The 21,080-nt window shown below is 53.7% G+C and carries 11 protein-coding genes; 3 read left to right on the forward strand and 8 right to left on the reverse strand.

Annotated features, from left to right (window positions below):
• Positions 1–84: 84 nt before the first annotated feature.
• The 6 genes from A0W33_RS14735 to treZ all read right to left on the reverse strand — a co-directional run bounded on the left by A0W33_RS14735 (position 85) and on the right by treZ (position 10,809).
• Positions 85–1,131 (reverse strand): WD40/YVTN/BNR-like repeat-containing protein, encoded by a 1,047-nt coding sequence (locus A0W33_RS14735; RefSeq protein ID WP_068838894.1) that lies wholly within the window; start codon positions 1,129–1,131, stop codon positions 85–87.
• A 95-nt stretch (positions 1,132–1,226) separates the two neighbouring features.
• Positions 1,227–1,856, reverse strand: a complete 630-nt coding sequence (locus tag A0W33_RS14740) for a hypothetical protein (protein WP_139237224.1) — start codon at positions 1,854–1,856, stop codon at positions 1,227–1,229.
• 469 nt (positions 1,857–2,325) lie between these two features.
• The gene (gene malQ / locus A0W33_RS14745) at positions 2,326–3,837 is read right to left on the reverse strand and encodes a 4-alpha-glucanotransferase (protein WP_068838896.1); all 1,512 of its coding nucleotides are present in this window, start codon (positions 3,835–3,837) and stop codon (positions 2,326–2,328) included.
• Positions 3,834–6,542 (reverse strand): malto-oligosyltrehalose synthase, encoded by a 2,709-nt coding sequence (gene treY / locus A0W33_RS14750; RefSeq protein ID WP_068838897.1) that lies wholly within the window; start codon positions 6,540–6,542, stop codon positions 3,834–3,836. The genes malQ and treY overlap by 4 nt, the downstream gene beginning before the upstream one ends.
• Before the next feature lies 1 nt (position 6,543).
• Positions 6,544–8,967: a DUF3536 domain-containing protein gene (locus A0W33_RS14755; protein WP_068838898.1), complete on the reverse strand. Its 2,424-nt coding sequence runs from the start codon at positions 8,965–8,967 to the stop codon at positions 6,544–6,546.
• On the reverse strand, positions 8,968–10,809 hold the full coding sequence (gene treZ, locus A0W33_RS14760) for a malto-oligosyltrehalose trehalohydrolase (RefSeq protein ID WP_068840156.1): 1,842 nt from the start codon (positions 10,807–10,809) through the stop codon (positions 8,968–8,970).
• A gap of 214 nt (positions 10,810–11,023) precedes the next feature.
• On the opposite strand from treZ, the gene A0W33_RS14765 reads away from it, so the two are divergent.
• The 3 genes from A0W33_RS14765 (at position 11,024) to glgB (ending at position 18,725) form a co-directional block, all read left to right on the forward strand.
• Positions 11,024–13,045 (forward strand): alpha-1,4-glucan--maltose-1-phosphate maltosyltransferase, encoded by a 2,022-nt coding sequence (locus A0W33_RS14765; RefSeq protein ID WP_068838899.1) that lies wholly within the window; start codon positions 11,024–11,026, stop codon positions 13,043–13,045.
• Between the two features lie 21 nt (positions 13,046–13,066).
• The gene (treS, locus tag A0W33_RS14770; protein WP_068838900.1) at positions 13,067–16,402 is read left to right on the forward strand and encodes a maltose alpha-D-glucosyltransferase; all 3,336 of its coding nucleotides are present in this window, start codon (positions 13,067–13,069) and stop codon (positions 16,400–16,402) included.
• Between the two features lie 283 nt (positions 16,403–16,685).
• Positions 16,686–18,725 (forward strand): 1,4-alpha-glucan branching protein GlgB, encoded by a 2,040-nt coding sequence (gene glgB / locus A0W33_RS14775; RefSeq protein ID WP_139237235.1) that lies wholly within the window; start codon positions 16,686–16,688, stop codon positions 18,723–18,725.
• Positions 18,726–19,126: 401 nt separating this feature from the next.
• Here the strand turns inward: glgB and A0W33_RS14780 are convergent, their stop codons facing one another.
• Both A0W33_RS14780 and A0W33_RS14785 read right to left on the reverse strand, forming a co-directional pair.
• Entirely contained in the window at positions 19,127–19,726 is a 600-nt protein-coding gene (locus A0W33_RS14780) for a DUF2179 domain-containing protein (RefSeq protein ID WP_068838902.1), read from the reverse strand.
• A gap of 31 nt (positions 19,727–19,757) precedes the next feature.
• Positions 19,758–20,846: a mechanosensitive ion channel family protein gene (locus A0W33_RS14785; protein ID WP_068838903.1), complete on the reverse strand. Its 1,089-nt coding sequence runs from the start codon at positions 20,844–20,846 to the stop codon at positions 19,758–19,760.
• Between the last annotated feature and the right edge of the window lie 234 nt (positions 20,847–21,080).

A 21,080-nucleotide genomic window follows, 5' to 3' on the forward strand; every position in this document is an offset into this window, starting at 1 on the left:
CAAACAGGTGGCGTGGTTTGTGGTGGAGACAAGTTCCGTTTCACGGCATGTACACACGTCTAATAAATTTCCGCCCGCGGCTCGTTATTCCATCACATAGGCATAAGGGTAAAGCAGTACGCGCCAGGTTTGGCCGCCATCCATGGTTTTGTATAACACCTGACCGCCGGAGGCAATGCCACGAAGTTCATCTACAAACTGAATGTTCTGCAAAGCGAAGGGAGTTGGTATGTTCGATGCGAATGTCCAGTTCTTCCCACCGTCAGCAGACTTGTAAAGTGAGTTTGCCGCCAGCGCGAAACCTGTTTCCTCCCCAAGGAAATGCAGGTCATCAATGCTCCTGTTTTGGAACTGGCTGATGATGTTTTGCCAGGATTGGCCCAGGTTGTCGGTGAAATACACCTTCTCCTGGCTCTGGACGATGACGTTTGTTTTGCTGATCATGAACAGCCGTGTCATGCGCTTACTATCGTCAAGCAAAACAGGCGCTGTCCAGGTTAATCCCCCATCATTCGTAAAGCTAACGTAGGCATTGTCGTAGTTATCCCACCTGTTTGAGGAGTAGGCTACTGTTTGCCTGCTCATCAGAAAGCCACCCATTTCGGCATCAAAAAAATCAACTACTCCGTAAGCCGCGTTCTCATAGGAGTGCAACTTTATACTTTCTCCTGTTTTTGGGTTAAGCTGAAACAAGCTTATCTCAGGCTTTCTAACCAAGTAGGGAAGGTTGTCATCCGGCCAGCGCTGGTAGATTATAATAGCCCTGTCTTCACTAAAGAGCGCACCTCTGTCACTCCAGTTAAAATACGCTTGTGGTTTTTCAACTGCTATGTCGGACTCAAAAACATAGGATTCCCAGGATCTGCCATAGTTGCGGGACACCAGCATATTTGAAAACCTCTTATCCGATTGGTGCACATAGGAATAGGCTACCAAAGTATTGGGACCGAAAAATTTAAACACGGCCGCTTCGCCCGGAAGCTGCGGCAGCTGCCCGAGCGTCTGAAAAGACTTAAAATCGTTTTCTGTGTAGAAGCTATGGTTGCTGCCTACCCCAATAATTTTGCCATCGGCTGTTAAAAACGGATCTAGTTGATTACTGGATATCAGCAAGCCAATTTCTGGATTCACAAGTGGCTTAACCTCTACTTTTCCTATAAGCGATGTTTCTTTGTCGCCGCAGGAAAGTATTGTGAGACAAAGGAATAGTAGTACTGGGTATCTCATTATCTTAGCAAGTAGGCGTAGCCGAGGGATATGGTAAGGGAGTTGAAGTTGAAAGACTGCTTTGGATTGATGATAAATCCCTGCTCCATTGCCTCGTTTAGTATATCAGGGTTCACGCTCAGGCTTGGACTGAAGAACTCATGATCAACCTTGAAGTACACATGCTCCATACTTGCCATCAGGCCTACAGTGGTAGAAAAAGCCTTTCCCTTAAAAAGATCACCTGAAGTTGCCGTCGTCGACGTGTTGGTAATGGGGTTGAAGTTGTGTGTTTCAGAATAGTAGTTTGACAACCAGTTGTGGTCCAGCCTTACCAAAGGAGAAACACGAAATTCATTTTTTCGAAGCAGTACATATTGCAACTCTACACCTGCTTTCCAGGTTCTGATGTGCTCCGTGACAGAATTGACTTCCTCGATTTCTTTGTAAAACCATTTCAATCCTGCGGTTGGTTTGATGTAGAACCTGTCAGCCACCACAGCTACGGACGGGCCAATGCTGGCGCTCAACCCCAGAACAAATATTTCTTTTAAATCCTTGTTGGTGGGCAAGGCTGCTCCGAAGTCGGCTTCAATTTTAAATTTGTGTTGGCTTTGTGCGGCTTTGCCTGAGAGCAAAAATGCGAGCAAAAGTACTGTGCTTATTTTACGATACATCTGTAATCGTTTCTTTTTTGTATTGGCTAAAAGGGGAGTGGTGTTGCTACCGTTTAGCATTTGGCAGCTGTATTGGCAATTAGCAGGATGTGGAATTTAGTCGCAAAAGTAAAGTCTGGTTTAATAGGAATATTCCGCTCAATATAAAATGCTGTAGTTGATCCAGCCAACACATAAGTATGGATGATCCGAATTTATTCTCGCTTCGATTTTTAGCCAATATGGGGTTCTTAGCTATTGCATACTTTTTTAAGTTCCTGCCCCTAAGCAACCTGTTTAAAGTTTTCCGCGAGGGAAGAACGTTGAAAGTATAGGTGCTGAATCCGGCTTAAATATAGGGAAAGGAATTTATATAGCGTGTTACTTCTTTCCCGAACGCAAAAAAGTATGACCCATGCCTGAGCCATACTTTCGTGAAAACTATACTTGCCCCTACGGCCGTTTACCTACCGTACAAGTTAGCTAATTGCTGCAGCTCTTTGATGTGCTCTTTACTGAACTGCTTTGGCTGCAGGCGCCACTCCCAGTTACCCGATCCGGTGGAGGGTTTGTTCATGATGCCTTCCTTACCGAGCCCCAGCACGTCCTGCACGGGCACCACCGCCAGCTGCGAAACGGACATATACGCCAGCCACACCATCACCTTTGCCGCGTTTTCATCTGTCAGGTCGTGGTAGCTGTACCGGCTGAAGAGTTTTTTATCCTTGGCAGGCGCTTTTTCGAACCAGGCGCGCACGGTGCTGTTGTCGTGGGTGCCGGTGTACACGATGCTGTTGCGGGTGTGGTTGTGCGGCATAAATGAGCTTTCAAAAGCATGCTCATCCCCCACAAAGGCAAACAGCAACACAATCATGCCTGGCAGGTCGAAGTCATGAATGAGATCGCGCACCGGTTGGTCTATGTCGCCGAGGTCCTCGGCCACGATCGGCATCTCCGGGTACTTCTGCTGCACAAGACCAAGTATCTCCTTTCCTGGTGATTCTTTCCACTTGCCGTTCTCGGCGGTTTCGTCTTTTGCCGGCACCTCCCAATAGGCCGAGAAGGCCCGGAAGTGGTCGAGGCGCAGAATGCCGAACAGCCGCAGGTTGTGGTCGATGCGGTCGATCCACCAGTCATACTCCTGTTTTGCCATGGCTTTCCAGTCGTATACCGGTGTTCCCCAGAGCTGACCTGTTTCGCTGAAGAAATCTGGCGGCACTCCTGAAACTGAAGTAGGCATCCCCTCATCGTCCAGCTTGAAGAGGTGCGGATGGCTCCATACATCTGCGCTATCGTGGCTCACGTAAAAAGGCATGTCCCCGAAAAAGGTAATGTCCTTGCTATTGCAATAGCTTTTGAGCTTTTCCCACTGGCGGTAAAAGATGAACTGCATAAACATCTCAAACTCCACCTGCTCGCTAAGCTCCTCAGCCAGTTCCTTTACCGCCTGCTTTTCGCGGCGCTTTATCTCCTTGGGCCATTCCACCCAACTCTTGTGCTCGAAGTTTTTCTTGAAAGCCACAAAGTTGGCAAAGTCCTGCAGCCACAGCTTCTGCTCTTTCTGAAATTCTGTAAAATCTTTCCAAAGCCCATCCGGAAGCTCATCGCTGAAGTACTGGTAGGCCTTTTGCAGCAGAGCGATTTTATACTTGCTCACCTTTGCAAAATCTACACGGGCATCATCAAACTCCTCTTCATGCTTCAGGTCCTGCTTGTGCAGAAGCCCTTCCTCTACCAGCAGTTCCGGGCTCACGAGCAGCGGGTTGCCAGCAAAGGCCGAGTGGCTACTGTAAGGCGAGTTGCCGGAGCCGATCTCGGTAGGATTTAGCGGCAAAATCTGCCAGTAGCGTTGCCCCGCCTCCTGCAGTTGGTCAGCAAACTTGTAGGCCTCGGGGCCGAGGTCGCCAATGCCGAAGCGGGAGGGAAGGGAGGTAATGTGGAGCAGAATGCCTGCACTGCGTTTCTTTATAATCATACGTTTTTGGCTGTTAATAATGCGACAGGGAATGTTTTGAATATGGCTGCAGCGGATAAAGAGTCGGTGGCGTTCACTTCGCCCTTGCCCAGCACAGGCTGCCATACTTGCGGCGCAAAATCCGGTAGTTGAATAGAAGTATCGCCCCACACTTCCTCGCCCAATGGAAGTTCATGGCTACTCACTAAACTCACCAGCAGCAGCGGCACGGCTACCAGCACCCACTGCCCCTCATGGTGACGGGCAAAGGCCAGCAGGTGGTCTTTTTTGGCTCCCTGCACCTGCAGCGGAATATAATCTCCCTTGTCGAAAACGGTTTGTAACTCTCTTCTGGTGGTCAGGGCTTTGTGCAGCAGGTAAAGCTTTACGCGTGCGTCTTCCGGGTGCTGCAACAGCTCCTCATGCAACTGCGCTATGTCCTGTTGCTCCTGCTGCTTCAGTTGTTTCAGGTAACGGTGGCGCTGGTCATAATCCACGGGGCGGCGGTTGTCCGGGTCCACCAGGCTTAGGTCCCAGAACTCGGTGCCCTGGTAGATATCCGGTACGCCGGGGCTGGTAATCTTCAGCAGGCTCTGGCAAAGCGAATAGATCCAGCCATAGTGGGCCAGCTTCAGGAAAAACGGCTGGAACGAGTGCATAAAGTCTTCGTCCTGCTGCAGCAGTTGGTGCACCAGGCCTTTCATGGCCTGCTCATACGTCTCGTTTGGCGCCGACCAATCGGTGTTTACCTTTGCCTCGCGCAGCGCCTTCTCGAGGTACTCCTGCACGCGCTGAATCAGGCTTTCATCCACCTCGCCTCCCATCGGCAACACCCCGATCAGGGTCTGCAGCAGGAAGTATAAATCGTTGCGGGTAGGCTCTGTGGTATACTTCTTCGTGATCTCCAGCCACTGCTGCACATGCTGGTCCCACTCCTGGGCCACCTCGCTTAGTACGTTCAGGCGCATGCGGGCACCCTCGCCACGTTTGGTATCGTGGGTGGCGGTGGCGTTGATGGAGTGCGGGTAGGTGCGCTGCCGGTACAGCATCCGCTCATGGTACTCGTCATCCTCCAAATGGAAAATGTCCGGGCTGTTGCCCACCTCGTTCAGCGAGATCAGGCGGTTGTAGTTGTAAAAGCTGGTATCTTCCACACCCTTGGCGGCCAGCGGACCCGTGAACTGCTGGCTGCGCATCACAAAGTACAGCTTGTTTCGCTTCGACTCGTCAGTGTCTTCGGGCGTAACAGTGAAGAGCGTGTGCAGGTGATTCAGTTGCTCCTCCAGCCCCGGCGCCTTTTTGTGGGCCTCGGCAAAGGCCTCGTCCACCACGTGCATTTCGTGTTTGGAGAGCGGCAGGCGGTTGCCGTAAATGCAGTAAATTGGCCAGGCAGTCAGCAGTGTCGCCAGCGCTTTGCGCCAGGTGTCCTTTGGCTCCAGCGGGATGAGCTTGCGCTCCTGCAGCAGGCGAAGCAGGTTTTCAAGTTCGCCCTGCATGTAATTCGTCAGGATAAACATTTTCTTGTCATACACCAGCTGCTCATAGTTGGTCGGTGCATTCGGAATCAGCCGGCGGTAAATTTCGGTGAGTTGGCGCCGGCCCTTACCGGAAGTATAGAGGTTGCTCACCCAGGCCAGGAAATCGTACCCGCTGTTTCCCTGTATTGGCCAGCGCTCCGGCAGTTGCTCTTCGCCCTCCAGAATCTTTTCCACCACCAGGTACTGCTCGGGCCCCACCAGCTGGCGCAGACGCTTGAGGTAGGTGGTAGGGTCAAACAGGCCATCCACGTGGTCGACGCGCAGGCCTTGCAACATACCCTGCTCGCACAGCTGCTTGATGAACTGGTGGTACTGCTCAAACACCTCAGGGTGCTCCATACTAAGGCAGATCAGATCATTCACCGTAAAGAAGCGGCGGAAGTTGATCACCTTCTCTGTTTCCTGCCAGTGGCAAAGTATAAAGTGCTGCCGGTTGAGTAGTTTTTGCAGCTTTTCCTGCTCCTGATTTTTATCTGCTAACAGCTGTTCCAGCGCTTGCCGCACAGCCGCAGTTTTGTAGACTTTCTTTTTGAAGTTGCTCCAGGCTGCCGGGCTAATTGTTTTCTCTTCCTCGAACAGCGTGAGTTCCCTTAGCAACTGCTCCGCCTGCGGTGTTACCTCAGGGTTTCCGGAGTTTTGCAGCGCCTCCTGCAGCAGAAAGCGGTAACTGCCTACGCTCAAAGGATAGCCGCTTTCATAGTAGAAAACGCTGATGCCCTGCTCACTGATTTTTACTTCCAGCTGTTTGTTTTCCAGTACCTTGTCCAGCGGGTCACCGAGGAAAGGCACCATCACCTGCCCGTTAAAATCGGGGTGGCTAAAGTCGATATCGAAGAAGGTATAAAAGTGCGACTGCGGTCCTTTTTCCAGCACATCCATGAGCCACACGTTGTTGGGGTGATAAGCCATGTGGTTGGGCACAATGTCCTGAAGCCAGCCCATGTTCAGGTTTTTCAGCTCCCGCGCTATCTCCTGCAGCTCTTCCTTCGTTCCTATCTCAGGGCTGATCTCGTAGGCGGCCGTAACGTCGTAGCCGTGCTCGCTGCCGGGACGGGCACTGAAAAAAGGGGCCGAGTATACGGTGCTCACACCCAGTTCATGCAAGTAGGGGACGATCTGGCGAATATCGCTCAGCTTGAAATTGGGGTTTGTCTGCACCCGGTAAGTGGCCGATGGTATATAGGTCATATTAAACTTTCAGGTTGAGGTTGTTGTAAAGCTTTTCAAATTTCGCGCACCAGGCTACTGCTTTGCTGTCTCCTTGTTCAGCCTGCTGCCGCATGATCTCGTAGCTGTCCTGCTGCATCCGGAAAGCAATGTTCTGGGCCTGCCAATAGTCTGTTTCCAACTTCGAGCCATCCATTACCTCCAGCAGCCGGATCAGCAGGTCAATCGTCTCGGTTTTCTGAGGTTGCTCCTGCACTTCCTTCATCAGCAGGTCCACGCGCTGGGTCAGGGCAAACTCCAGCGAAGTATAGCTAAGGCGCACCTTCATGCGTTTTACCTCGGCCAGCAGGCGCTTTATCTCCTGCGGGTCCGGTTTCTCCGATTCAAACTCCCGCAGCAGGCGCGTGTTCACGATATAGTCTACGGTTGTTTGCAGCGGGCGTGGCAGCTTTATGCCATAAGTTTTAATAGCCGAGATGAGCGGGTAGTTGTTGTCGTATACTTGCTGGAAATCGCTTTCCACGCTTTCCATCGTCTGCGCCAGCACTTGGTCCAGTATCTTCTTCTGATCATCCTTGAACAAGTGCCAGAACGAGTAATTGTGCGACTCAAAGTGCTTGTCGAGCAGCATAATTACCTCGCTCACGTTCCCGCGATCGAAGGCAGTCTGCAGTTCAGTGCGCAACTCCTCGTAATCCTGCTCGCTCATAAACTCACGCACGCCGCCAAACAGCTGGTGGTCGCCGAGGTGCAGCACCCCAAACGTAATGGTGACTTCCTCCCAGGTGATTTTGGATTTGATTCGTGCGCGGCCCACTGCCAGCCGCTGCCGTCCTGCCTGCAGGTAATCGTAGGCCTCGGAGGTGGCCGTGAAGCTGTACAGGTCGAAGGTTTCGCGGTAGTCCTCAAATACCGAGGAAACGGCGTAATGCGCCCCCACGCGCAACAGGTCGATGATGGCAGGTTGTACCTGCCGCATGTAGGCGTAGCAAGCATCACCTTCTTCCGGAACGTTGCTCTTTGCCTTGCTGAGCAGCAGCAGGAATTCTGACTCCAGTTCCTGCCCACTAAGCTCCTGGGCCAGTTGCAGCGTACGGGCCGCGTAGAAAATATCCTGCACCGTTTCGATGCCTGTCACTTCATCAAAAAACCAGCCGCAGCTGGTGTAGATAAGCAGCGTGTGGTACTGCATTTCCAGCAGCTTCAGGAAGCGCACCTGCTCTGCCTGGCTCAGCTCGCGCGTGGTGTGGCTACGGATAAAAGCAGCAACATTCTCCTCGCTTCGGTCCATCACCACCTGGATGTAGTCGTTGCGGGTCTTCCATGGATCGGCTGTTAGCTTTTGCATTTCCTGCTCAAAGAGCGGTGCCACAGTATCCCGCAGCCAGTCAAAGGCATCACGCAAGGGGCCGCGCCAGGCTTGGTTCCAGTCGGGGTGGCCGCCGGTGTTACAGCCGCAATCGCTGCGCCAGCGCTCCACGCCATGGGCGCAGCTCCAGGAGCTCTCCTCTATAATCTGCGCCTCATACTGCGGCGGGTGCTTTTCCATAAACTCGCCGTATACCGTAATCCGGGCAAGCTCCTCCTCTGTGATGTAGTCCAGCGCAAAGGAAAGCGCCATCTCCCCGAAGCGGTGGTGGTGGCCGTAGGTTTCGCCGTCGGTGGCGATGTGCATGAGCTGCGGGTCTTTCTGTGCCTCATCAAAATTGTTCACAAGCCGTTTGGCAAACTGATCTCCGTGCTCCAGCAGCCGCTCAAAAGCAATGCCCTGCGACACGGGACCGTCATAGAAAAACAGCACGATTTCCCGCCCCGAAGGAAGCTTGCACACGTATGGCCGGCGCGGGTTTATCTTGGCGCCAGTGGCATCGTGCCACTCTTTCTCCCCGATTTTCCTAAAAGCCTTGGCCTGGTAAGGGGAGAGGACCGTGAACTTAATGCCGTGCTCTGCCAATACCTCCAGACTCGCGGTGTCGGCGGCGGTTTCAGCCAGCCACATGCCTTCCGGCATACGCCCAAAGCGCTTCTGAAAATCGCGGATACCCCAGATTACCTGCGTCTGCTTGTCACGCTCGTTTGCCAGCGGCATGATGATGTGGTTGTACACCTGCGCCATGGCAGAGCCGTGGCCTGAGAAACGCTTCATGCTCTGCTTGTCCGCTTCAAGTATGGCCTGGTAAGTTTCAGGGTCTTTCTTCTGCATCCACTCCAGCAGGGTAGGGCCAAAGTTAAAGCTGATGTAGCTGTAGTTGTTGATGATATCGACGATGTTGCCATTCGCGTTGAGTATGCGCGAGGCCGAGTTGCGGGCGTAGCACTCATCTGATATCCGCTCATTCCAGTCGTGGTAAGGCGAGGCAGATTCTTGCAGTTCCACTTCGTTTAACCAGGGGTTTTCGCGTGGGGGCTGGTAAAAGTGCCCGTGTATACAGATGTGTTTCGTCATTTATTTCTGATGTTCAAGTATGATAACGCTGCCAGCCGGCAGGTTTACTGAGGCGCCTGCTTCCAGTGTCTGCTGGGTTTCTGCGCCCGGTCCTCCCCACTTTTCGTCGGCAGAGTGGAGCAGGATTTTCCAGCTTCCGTTGGCCTCTGAAAACAGCGTTGTTTCCTGTGGTTGATTACTTATGTTAAACAGGCAGTAGAGTGATGGTTCCTGCCCGATGTGCAGCAGGTGCAACACCAACTGCTCCTCCTCCAACTGTACCTTCATGTTCGGCTTGTCGGGTTTGGCCAGGGCAGGGGCGGTTTTGCGCAGGCGGATGAGCTCCTTATAAAACTCCCTCAGCTTTTTTTGCTGCGTGTCTGAAGTATAACCGCGCTGCAGCTTGGACCTGTTGAAGGTATCCTCGCTCTGCGGGTCCGGCGCCTCGCCTTTGGAGGCGAAGTAGGCAAACTCCTCTTTACGGCCTTTGCGCACCGCCTCCACCAACTCCTCATCCGTATGGCTCACAAAGTATAAAAACGGGTTTTTCTCACCGTACTCTTCGCCCATAAACAGCATCGGCACATACGGCGAAAGCAGCACAAGGCCAGCAATCGGCTTCAGCATCTCAAACGAAACCAACTCCGTCAGGCGCTCGCCGAGCATGCGGTTGCCTACCTGGTCGTGATTTTGGGAGCCTATTACAAACTGCTTCGCAGGGTTAGCCGTAGCGTCGGTGCCGAGTGTTTTTTTGCGGTGCTCGGAGTAAAGGCCATTGTACACAAACGTGTGCTCCAGCGCTTTTTGCAACTGCTCTGGTTTGCCGTAGTCCTCAAAATAACCTTCTTTTTCGCCGGTTACCAGCGTATGAATGGCGTGGTGGTAGTCATCAAACCACTGCGCATCGATACCATAACCGCCTTGCTCAATTGGGTTGATGAGGCGCACATCGCTCTGGTCACTCTCGGCGATCAGCAAGTAGGAGCGGCCTTCCTGCTCCTCCAGTTGGGTTACGTGCTCGCGCAGCTCCTGCAGAAAGTGCTTGGCACCGGTGTCGTAAATGGCGTGTACCGCATCCAGGCGCAAGGCATCAATGTGATAGTCGCGCAGCCACATCAGGGCGTTCTGGAAAAAGTAGTTGCGCACGTGGTCGGAGTGGGCATCGTCGAAGTTCAGCGCGTTGCCCCAGGGCGTGTTATACTTGTTCGTGAAGTAGGGGCCAAAGTCGTTCAGGTAATTTCCCTCCGGGCCCATGTGGTTGTACACCACATCTAGCACCACCGAAATTTCCTGCGCATGGCAAGCATCCACAAGCTTCTTCAAGCCATCTGGTCCGCCGTAGGAGTTTTGTGCCGCAAAGGGATAAACCCCGTCGTAGCCCCAGTTGCGTTCGCCCGGGAACTGGGCAATGGGCATGAGCTCAATGGCGGTGATGCCCAGTTCCTTCAGCTCCGGCAGTTGTTTGATCACGCCTTCAAAAGTGCCTTCCTCTGTGAAAGTACCAACGTGCAGCTCGTATATGATCAGCTGCTCCAGCGGCAGGCCTTTCCATTGCTGGTCGGTCCAGTTAAAGCTTGTCTGGTCTACCACGGCAGACGCCTTGTGCGGTCCATCGGGTTGGTAGCGCGAGGCCGGGTCAGGGCGGTGTGTGTCAGGACTTAATACATACGTATAACGCGTGCCGGGCGTGGCCATTTCACTAAGGCCGGTCCAGTAGCCAAAGGCTTCACGCTGCAGCGGAACCTGTATGGGCTCGGGCTTGTCTAGCTGCACTTCCACCTTCTCTGCCTCTGGTGCCCAAACCGTGAAAACTGTTCCCTTGCCAGGGGTATAATTAGCTCCAATATCTCTTAGAATAGCCATAAAATGCATGGTTTTTAGTAGCACGTATTAACTGGCTTTCTGGGTATTAGGTTGTGCATTTTTAGTTAAGCCAAAGGTTTTTTGCGGCAGAAAAATGGTACATTGGCTATACCTGGAGGCCGTCTTACGTAAGGTATAACGTATTCTAGAATATAGACTGAAACATATTAATCTAGTATAAGTACCTACAACGACTAAAGCAGAAACAATCTTGATGGAACAACTCGAAGGAAAAAAGCGGATTATCATAGAAAGTGTAAAGCCTGAAATCGATTGCGGCAGGCACCCGGCCAAACGCGTGGTGGGGGAGGAGTTTACCGTAACGGCAGATGTATTTGCCGACGGGCATGACGAGGTGAAAGCGCGGCTCCTGTACCGCCACACACGCAAAAGGAAATGGGAGGCAGTGCCGATGGAGTTTCTGGGCAATGATCGCTGGCAAGCCACGTTCACGCCTGAGTCGATGGGGCTGCACGAATACACCATTGAAGGGTGGGTGGATCACTTCTACACCTGGCAGAAAGGCCTGAAGAAGAAGTTTGAAGCCGGACAGGATATCACGGTAGAACTGCAGATCGGTGCGCAACTCATGGACCAGTCGGCGGAGCAAGCGAAGCCGGGGCAGCAAAAGCGCCTGCGCAAGTGGGCCGAGCAACTGCGCAACAGCCAGTCGCATGCGGCGGATGTGGCTTTTGCCACGGGCACCGAGGTGAGCGACCTGATGAACGCCTGCTGCGAGAAAGAGAATGTCACCACCTATGATAAAATCCTGAGGCTGGACGTAGAGCGGCAAAAAGCCTTGTTCAGCGCCTGGTACGAGTTCTTCCCACGCTCGGCCGCCCAGGAAGCCGGCCGCCACGGTACGTTTCAGGACTGTGTCCGCTTGCTGCCCCGCATCGCTGAAATGGGATTCGATACCATTTACCTGCCACCCATCCACCCAATCGGGTATGCTTACCGAAAGGGCAAGAACAACTCCGTAACAGCCGAGCCGGGCGAACCAGGTTCTCCATGGGCCATTGGCTCTGAGGTTGGAGGGCACGATGCCATACTTCCTGAGCTGGGGACTCTGGATGACTTTCGCCACCTGGTGCACCAGGCGCGGGAGCAGGGAATTGAGATCGCGCTGGATTTTGCCATCCAGTGCTCACAGGACCATCCCTACGTAAAAGACCACCCGCAGTGGTTTAAGTGGCGCCCCGACGGAACAGTACAGTATGCTGAGAATCCGCCTAAGAAATACCAGGATGTGCTGCCGGTAAACTTCGAGACAGAAGACTGGCAGAACCTTTGGCGCGAACTGCACCGGGTGCTGCTGCACTGGATAAACCAGGGCGTGTACGTGTTCCGGGTAGACAATCCGCACACCAAAGCCTTCGGTTTTTGGGAGTGGGTGATTGCCGAGATCCGCAGAGACTTTCCGCAGGTGATTTTCCTGGCAGAGGCCTTTACCCGCCCACGTGTGATGGAGCGCCTGGCCAAGATTGGCTTCACGCAATCGTACACCTATTACACCTGGCGCAACACGGCCGAGGAACTGGAGGAGTACATGACGCAGCTCACCAAAACGGACATGCGCGAGTACTTCCGCCCGAACTTCTGGCCGAACACGCCGGATATTTTACCGTACGCTTTACAGGAGGGCGGCGAGCCGGCACATATCACACGCCTGGTGATGGCGGCAACGCTCTCGTCCAACTACGGCCTGTACGGCCCCGTGTATGAGTTTGGCATTAATCAGCCAATGCCCGGCAAGGAGGAGTACTATGATTCCGAGAAGTATGAGGTGAAGCACTGGGATTGGGGCAGGCTCACCAAAATTCGTGAGGTGATCACGCTTATCAACCGCATCCGCAAAGTAAACCCGGCCCTGCAAACTACCTGGAACATCGCCTTCGGCAATGCGGATAACCCGGCCCTGGTTTGCTATGCCAAGTGGAGCAGCGACTACCGCAACAAGATTCTGGTGGTGGCCAACCTGGACCCGCACAACACACAGAGTGGCTGGGTACAGGTACCACTAAACGAGTTGAAAATTCCACAGGACCAGCAGTACCTGGTGCACGACCTGCTCACTGAGCGCAAGTATACCTGGACCGGCGAGTGGAATTATGTGGAGCTGCGGCCGCATGAAATGCCGGTGCACGTGTTCCGCGTGGAAGAAGCCTCGGCGGGCATGGGCCACGATAATTTAGACGATAACTGGTTACCAAACGACCATCAATCCAACCAATAAATAACCCTATTGACCACACATATGGCAGACGATAAATTCGAGTTTGACGATAACATACACTGGTACAAAGACGCCATCATCTACGAGCTGCACATCAAGGCTTTCAATGATGGAAATGGCGACGGCATCGGCGATTTCAAGGGCCTGATGCAAAAGCTGGATTACCTCGAGGATTTAGGTGTAACGGCCATCTGGCTGCTGCCCTTTTACCCTTCACCCCTGAAAGACGACGGCTACGACATTGCCGACTACCTGAGCATTAACCCATCTTATGGCGACATGCAGGACTTTAAGGCCTTTGTGCGGGCGGCGCACAAGCGCGGCCTGAAGGTGATCACGGAACTTGTTATCAACCACACCTCCGACCAGCACCCCTGGTTTCAGCGTGCCCGCACAGCCAAGCCAGGTTCTAAGTTCCGCGACTGGTATGTATGGACAGACGATCCGACTAAGTATAAGGATGTCCGCATCATCTTTACCGACACTGAGCAGAGCAACTGGAGCTGGGACCCCGTGGCCAAGCAGTACTACTGGCACCGCTTTTTCTCGCACCAGCCCGATTTGAACTACGACAATCCTGCTGTGCAGAAGGAAGTGTTTAAGGTGCTGGATTATTGGTTTGACTTGGGTGTGGATGGCTTCCGCCTGGATGCCGTGCCATACTTGTTTGAGCGCGAAGGCACCAACGGCGAGAACCTGCCCGAAACGCACGACTTTTTGAAGCAGCTGCGCGCCCACGTGGACAACAAGCATAAAGGCAAATTGCTGCTGGCCGAAGCTAACATGTGGCCTGAGGAATCCGCCTCATACTTTGGTGACGGCGACGAGTGCCACATGAACTACCACTTCCCGGTGATGCCGCGTTTGTTCATGTCGCTGAAGATGGAGGACCGTTACCCGATCATCGACATCTTTAACCAGACGCCTGCCATACCTGAGAGCTGCCAATGGGCTATGTTCCTGCGCAACCACGATGAGCTGACACTCGAAATGGTGACAGACGAGGAGCGGGACTACATGTATAAAGTGTACACGAAAGACCCACAGGCCCGCATTAACCTGGGCATCCGTCACCGCCTGGCCCCGCTGCTGGGCAACGACCGCGCCAAGATTGAGCTCATGAACGTGCTGCTCTTCTCGATGCGTGGTACGCCGGTGGTGTACTATGGTGATGAGATCGGCATGGGCGACAACTACTACCTTGGCGACCGCGATGGCGTGCGTACCCCGATGCAGTGGAACGACAACCGCAACGCCGGCTTCTCTGAGGCCAACCCGCAGAAACTATACTTGCCGGTCATCATCGACCCTGAGTACAAGTATGAATCGGTGAACGTGGACACGCAGAACCACAATGCCAACTCGCTGCTCTGGTGGATGCGCCGCATCATTAACATGCGCAAGCGCTACAAAGCCTTTGGCCGTGGCGAGATGAAGTTCCTGAACCCAAGCAACTCTAAAGTGCTGGCCTTTATCCGCGAGTATGAGGACGAGACGATATTGGTGATCGCCAACCTTTCGCGCTTCCCGGAAGCCGTAGAGCTGGACCTGCACGATTACAAGGGATCAATTCCGATGGAGGTGTTCAGCAAGAACAAATTCCCATCCATCAAAGACGAGCCCTACCTGTTCACCATCGGGGGGCACGGTTACTACTGGATGGAGCTTCGTCCGCAGGAGGTGCCAAAGGGCGCAGACGGCGATCAGTCGAAGCCAGCCATGAAGCTGCCAAGCCTGAAGCAGCAGCTGGACACCCGCACCCTGCGTGAGCTGGAAAGCAAAGTGCTGCCGCAGTACATCTGGCAGCGCCGCTGGTTTGGCGGAAAGGCCCGCACCATGCAGCGTATGCAGGTGGTGCGCAGCATGCCGTTACCACTAAGCAAAACCGGAGCCGCCCTACTGTTTGTGGAGGTAAGCTACAACGAAGGTCTGCCTGAGCTGTACCAGTTGCCGGTTGCCTTTGCCACGGGTGAGCAGGAGGAGGAGCTGCGCAGCGGCAGCCCAAATAGCGTGATCGCCCGCGTTTCCATCGATAGCAAAGAGGGTATTCTGTACGATGCGCTGTATGACGAGGAATTCCGCCAGATGCTGTTGCAACTGATGGTGAAGAAAAAGCGCCTACGCCAAGATGAGGCCGAGCTAGTAGGCCTAAGCGACAAGAACGTGGCATCAGCCCTGCGTAAAGCGGAGGGACCAGCCACTTCCAAAATACTCTCTGCCGAGCAAAGCAACACGTCGATTGTTTACGATGGCTCGCTGTTCATGAAAGTATACCGCAAACTCGACAGGGCCATCAACCCTGATGTAGAGGTGGTGCGCATGCTAACCGAGCAGGTTGGTTTTGAGAACACGCCGCGTTACCTGGGGTCGGTGGAGCAGCAGGAGCCAGGCAAGCAGCCGATGGTGCTGATGATGCTGCAGGAGCTCGTGCCGAATCAGGGTGATGCCTGGAGCTATATCGGCGACTCGTTGAAGCGCCTGTATGAGCGCATCCTGACGCAAACTGACCGGGTTAAAACCAAGGCCGCCGCGGGTTCCTTTGCCCATCCGCTTACCTTCTCGGAAATTCCTGAGGAGGTGCAGCTACAGATTGGCGGTGCCCACGTGGAGCGGGTAGAGCTGTTGGGGCAGCGCACGGCAGAAATGCACCTGGCGCTGGGCTCCATCACCAACGACAAGGAGTTTACGCCTGAGGAGTTCTCGCTGCACTACCAGCGCTCTGTCTACTCTTCGCTTACCTCGCTGGTGCGCAGTAACTTCGATAGCCTGCAGAAGCACCTGCCGAACCTGCCGGATAACGTGCGCGGGGAGGCAGAGGAAGTGCTGCAGATGCGCGGCGAGATTCTCGAAAGGCTGAAGATGATCTTCGCCCACAAGATTGACACGCAGAAAATCCGGACTCACGGCGATTACCACCTGGGTCAGGTGCTGTTTACCGGCAAGGACTTCTACATCATCGACTTTGAGGGCGAGCCGGCACGCTCTTTCAGTGAGCGCCGCCTGAAGCGCTCAGCCCTGCGCGATGTGGCCGGTATGATTCGCTCGTTCCACTATGCGGCCTACAATGGGCTGTTCCAGCAGGAGGGGCTGCGTCGTGAGGATGCTGAGTACCTGGAGAGTTGGGCGGAGCAGTGGTACCATTACGCCAGCGGCTTCTATATGCATGCGTACCTGGAAAAGACCAGGGGCACAGGCATCATACCGCCGAAAGAAGATGACTTCGAGACGCTCATCCATACTTTCCTGCTGGAGAAAGCAATTTATGAGCTGGGATACGAATTGAATAATCGTCCGGATTGGGTGCTCATCCCTATCAGAGGCATTAAGTACATCATGAAAAAGTATACAAATGGCTAAGAAGAAAGAAAGCACAACCACCGATATAAACGATATAGCGAAGAACGCAGCTGCTAACCCAACGAAGCCAAGAGCTACCCGCACCAAAAAGGAGCCAATGGCCGCAGAGGAGGCCAAGGCTGAAGCTACTGGTGAGACCCCTGCGAAGCGCACACGCCGGAAAGCAACGGATATACCCGCTGCCGAAGCAGGTTCCCCTGTGGTGGATGCGGGCGCTGGTGCAAAACCCGCCGCCAAGCGGGGCAGACCTAAGAAAACAGACGCTGGCACCGATGAACTCTCCATGCCCCTGGCATCGAGGGACGGTGTGCAGGAGTTGGCAAAGGTGAAGCCACGCGGCCGCAGCGGCGCTAAGAGTACAACGAAAGTAGTGGAGGAGCACCAGGATCTGGCGCCAGAGTTGCAGGACAGGCCGGTGTGGTATGCCACCCGCTTCTCTGATTTTGACATACACTTGTTTCGTGAGGGCAGGCATTACGCGCTCTACCTGAAACTGGGTTCGCACCCGATGGAGGTGAGCGGCCGCCAGGGTACTTACTTTGCCGTCTGGGCTCCCAATGCCGACCAGGTGTCGGTGATGGGAGAGTTCAACGGCTGGAGCCGCGACAACCACCAGCTGCATGTGCGCCTGGATGGCTCCGGCATCTGGGAGGGGTTTGTGCCTGGTGTGGATGCCGGCAGCATGTACAAGTACCACATCAAATCAAAGTATAACCTGTACCACGCTGAGAAAAGCGATCCCTTTGCTTTCCGCCGTGAAACGCCACCGCATACCGCCTCTGTCGTAAGCGACCTGAAGTATGAGTGGCAGGACCAGGCATGGATTGACAGGCGCAAGAACAAGGCGGGGCAGGCACAACCGATCAGTGTGTATGAACTGCACCTGGGCTCCTGGCGGCGCAAGCCAGAGGAGGACAACCGCCCACTCACGTACCGGGAACTGGCCGAGGAGTTGCCGGGCTACGTGAAGCACATGGGTTTTACGCACGTGGAGCTTATGCCCGTGATGCATCACCCGTTCAACGGCTCGTGGGGCTACCAGATTACCGGATACTTTGCCGCACACAGCCTTTTGGGCGATCCGGAAGACCTGATGTACCTGATCGACAAGCTGCACCAGCACGACATCGGGGTGATTATGGACTGGGTGCCTTCGCACTTTCCTTCTGATGAACATGGCCTTGCCTACTTTGACGGTACCCATCTGTTCGAGCACGCTGACCCGCGCAAGGGCTTCCACCCTGACTGGCAGAGTTATATCTTTAACTATGGCCGCAACGAAGTACGTTCGTTCCTCATCAGCAACGCGCTGTTCTGGCTGGACAAGTATCACGTGGACGGGCTGCGTGTGGATGCCGTGGCCTCGATGCTGTACCTGGACTATAGCCGCAAAGAAGGCGAGTGGATACCGAACGAGCATGGAGGGCGCGAGAATCTGGAGGCTATCTCCTTCCTGAAGGAGTTTAACCACGCGGTGCATGATAACTTCCCTGAGGTGCTCACCATTGCAGAGGAATCTACTGCCTGGCCAGCCGTAACGGGCCCTGTGGAGAACGGAGGCCTTGGCTTTAACATGAAGTGGATGATGGGCTGGATGCACGACACGCTGGACTACTTCTCGAAGGATCCGATCTACCGCCGCCACCACCAGGGAGAGATTACCTTCAGTATAATTTACGCCTTCTCAGAGCGCTTTATGCTGCCGCTCTCGCACGATGAAGTGGTGCACGGAAAGGGCTCCCTGATCAACAAAATGCCGGGCGACGAGTGGAACCGCTTTGCTAACCTGCGTGCCCTGTATGCCTACATGTATGCGCACCCGGGCACCAAGCTGATGTTTATGGGCGGCGATATAGCACAGGCAAGAGAGTGGAACCACGACAGCAGCCTGGATTGGCATCTGCTGGAGGACCGGTACCACCGCGGTGTGCAGGAAATTTTAGTGGAGCTGAACGCTATCTATAAGGCGGAACCGGCTATGTACCGGCACAGCTTTAGCCCCGAAGGCTTTGAGTGGGTTGATTACAACGATGCGCACAACTCAGTTCTCAGCTTCCTGCGCAAGGGAGACAGTCCAGACGATACGATGCTGGTAGTATGTAACTTCACTCCGGTGGTGCACGAGCACTATCGCCTGGGTGTACCACAGAGCGGCGATTGGGTGCAGGTATTTAACTCCGATGACAGCCGTTATGGCGGCAGTAACCAGCACAACGAAGGTGTTTTATCTTCTGTGCCCGAGCCATTCCATGGACAGCAGTACTCGATCACGCTTAAAATTCCGCCAATGGCCGTTGCTTATTTCAAGCTTCGCCCACAGTAAAGGATAAAGCTGCTCCCAGCGCAGCAGCAAGTATGATTCAAACAAAAGCCGCAGCAAGTATAAGCTATACTTGCTGCGGCTTTTTATGTGCTGAAACTAAGCTTGCAAAGGCAACTCTGGCGCAAGCGTCCGCTTGTGCTGACGTGCACGGATCAACCTACAGAGATCTAGTCAACTATACTTCTTTACTATTGTCATCTCGAACGCAGTGAGAGATCTATTCAGAATTCCAGATAGATTTCTCGCCCTGCTCGAAATGACAATAGCTTTGGTTTAATTCTTATTTGCTCTTCGGCACAAGCGGACGCTTGCGCTATACTGATTCTCATCCAATGCCATCCACAAACACATATCAAAGTATAAAGCATCAACTCAAGTATAAACCAAGAATCAGTGAATAGCTATTTCCCTTTTCGCAACGGGAAGTACTTACGGAACATGGTTTGCTCGTTTGGCTCGTTGTAAGTGGCCGTGACAGCCGAAACAGAGCGCACATCCTCGATAGAGTAGAAGGCCTGTGGGTTGTAATCCCGGATAATGCCGATGACTTCGTCGAGCTTCTTGCGTTTTACGATCAGGAACAGCAGGTTTACCTTGCCGCGCGTGCCCCGGGCATCAATGCAGGTAAGGCGGTAGCCACGACCTGATAGGCGTTCAATCAACTGATCAGCCGGCTCCACCGTGATCACGCGCACCACCATCTGCCCCAGCGCCAGCTTCTGCTCCACGCGCAGCCCCAGAAAGTTTCCCGTGGCAAATCCTCCGGCCCAGGCCAGGTAAGAAGCCACGTTACTCAGATTCTCCATTACCTGCGTGATGGCAACCAGCCAGATCAGCACCTCCAAAAAACCAAGTAAGGGGGCTATTACTTTATCGCCTTTGGAGATAAAAACAATACGCAGCGTGCCAAGTGTCACATCGCAGATGCGGGCCAGAAAAATAAGCGCAGGTATGATCACCCAGTTGACGAGTGTCGGGTCCAGTCCTTTAAATAAATCCATGAAACAGAAAGGGTCGGTGCATGTGGCAAAGTTAAGAAAGCTCTCCGAGCGGAGGGAGGTTTTGTCCTACAAATGCAGAACGGGTTTTGGGTAGCGCGTCCGGGTAATTCTTCTGGATGTAATCAATGAGCCCCTCCCGCACGTGGCAGCGCAGATCCCAGGCAACACCCGAGCTGTGGGCGCTCATCAGGGCACGCAGTTCCATGGTGCGCTCTTTCGAGTCCGTTACCTGCAGCACCGAAACACGCTTGTCCCACAGGTCCGTAGAAGCTAGTATACGGTTAAATTCCTTGCGCACGGGCTCCAACGGAAGGGTATAGTCGGTGTACAGGTATACTGTGGCGAGTATGTCTGAGCTGGTGCGCGTCCAGTTCTGGAAGGGCTTCTGAATAAAATAGTTGAGCGGCAGCACGAGCCGACGGTTATCCCACAGCTTCAGCACCACATAGGTCAGCGTAATTTCCTCCACGCGGCCAAACTCTCCCTCCACCACCAGCACATCGTCGAGCCGGATGGGTTGCGTGAAGGCAAGTTGCAAGCCGGCGAGTAGGTTGGCAATAGAGGTTTGTGCCGCAAAGCCGATCACAACACCAGCTACGCCGGCAGAGGTAAGCAGGCCGGTGCCCAGCTTCTGCACCGGCTCAAAGCTGAGTAGAATCAGGGCGGTGGCGATGAAAATAATGATCACCACCACAAGCTTGCGCATGAACTGCAGCTGCGTGATCAGGCGGCGCTCCCGTATGTTGTCCTCCTTCTGAATGGCATACTTGTGGCGCACCATATCGCGGGCAACATCCGTCAATTTTATCAGAATCCAGGCAAAAGCAATAATATCCAGTATTTCTATCAGTCGCCGCAGAAAGTACAGCGTATCGGGCTGGTAGGGCAGCGAAGGCAAGGCTATAGACAGAAACAACAGCGGAATGAAAAAAGACAGTGGCCTGCTCAGCCGCTGCGTCAGGGAGGTGAGCAGGTAAGGGTTCTCAAAGCGGTTGTAGAGGTTCAGTAGCTTAAATATCAGGAATTTAGCAATAAGCCCGGCCAGCAAGGCCGCCGCGATAATGCCCAGGCCGCCCAGGTGTATTTCGAACCGCTCGTACAGTGCCTGTAGTTTTTCCATAGGGTGAAATGGGTTTGATCAAAGTAGAGCTACTGCTTAAGGCTAGCAAAAGTTATCCTTAAGCGCCTCAGGAAAATCAGCACAAAAATTTATATGTTAATAGTTATTGTGCTATATTAGGGAACGTAGATGCCCCTTTTACGTAAGGAAAATTAGGTTAATGTGTATTAACCGCTTTAGATATACCGTACCGGCAGCTCTGTAGCTTATCATACTGCACCAAGAATTTCTGCT

This window comes from Pontibacter akesuensis (genome assembly GCF_001611675.1).
Taxonomy (GTDB): Bacteria; Bacteroidota; Bacteroidia; order Cytophagales; family Hymenobacteraceae; genus Pontibacter; species Pontibacter akesuensis.

Coding starts and splice junctions, on each gene's coding strand:
- glgB (WP_139237235.1), top strand. CDS start 16,686: ATGCCCCTGGCATCGAGGGACGGTGTGCAGGAGTTGGCAAAGGTGAAG.
- A0W33_RS14785 (WP_068838903.1), bottom strand. CDS start 20,846: ATGGAAAAACTACAGGCACTGTACGAGCGGTTCGAAATACACCTGGGC.
- treS (WP_068838900.1), top strand. CDS start 13,067: ATGGCAGACGATAAATTCGAGTTTGACGATAACATACACTGGTACAAA.
- malQ (WP_068838896.1), bottom strand. CDS start 3,837: ATGATTATAAAGAAACGCAGTGCAGGCATTCTGCTCCACATTACCTCC.
- A0W33_RS14780 (WP_068838902.1), bottom strand. CDS start 19,726: ATGGATTTATTTAAAGGACTGGACCCGACACTCGTCAACTGGGTGATC.
- treY (WP_068838897.1), bottom strand. CDS start 6,542: ATGACCTATATACCATCGGCCACTTACCGGGTGCAGACAAACCCCAAT.
- treZ (WP_068840156.1), bottom strand. CDS start 10,809: ATGGCTATTCTAAGAGATATTGGAGCTAATTATACCCCTGGCAAGGGA.
- A0W33_RS14765 (WP_068838899.1), top strand. CDS start 11,024: ATGGAACAACTCGAAGGAAAAAAGCGGATTATCATAGAAAGTGTAAAG.
- A0W33_RS14755 (WP_068838898.1), bottom strand. CDS start 8,967: ATGACGAAACACATCTGTATACACGGGCACTTTTACCAGCCCCCACGC.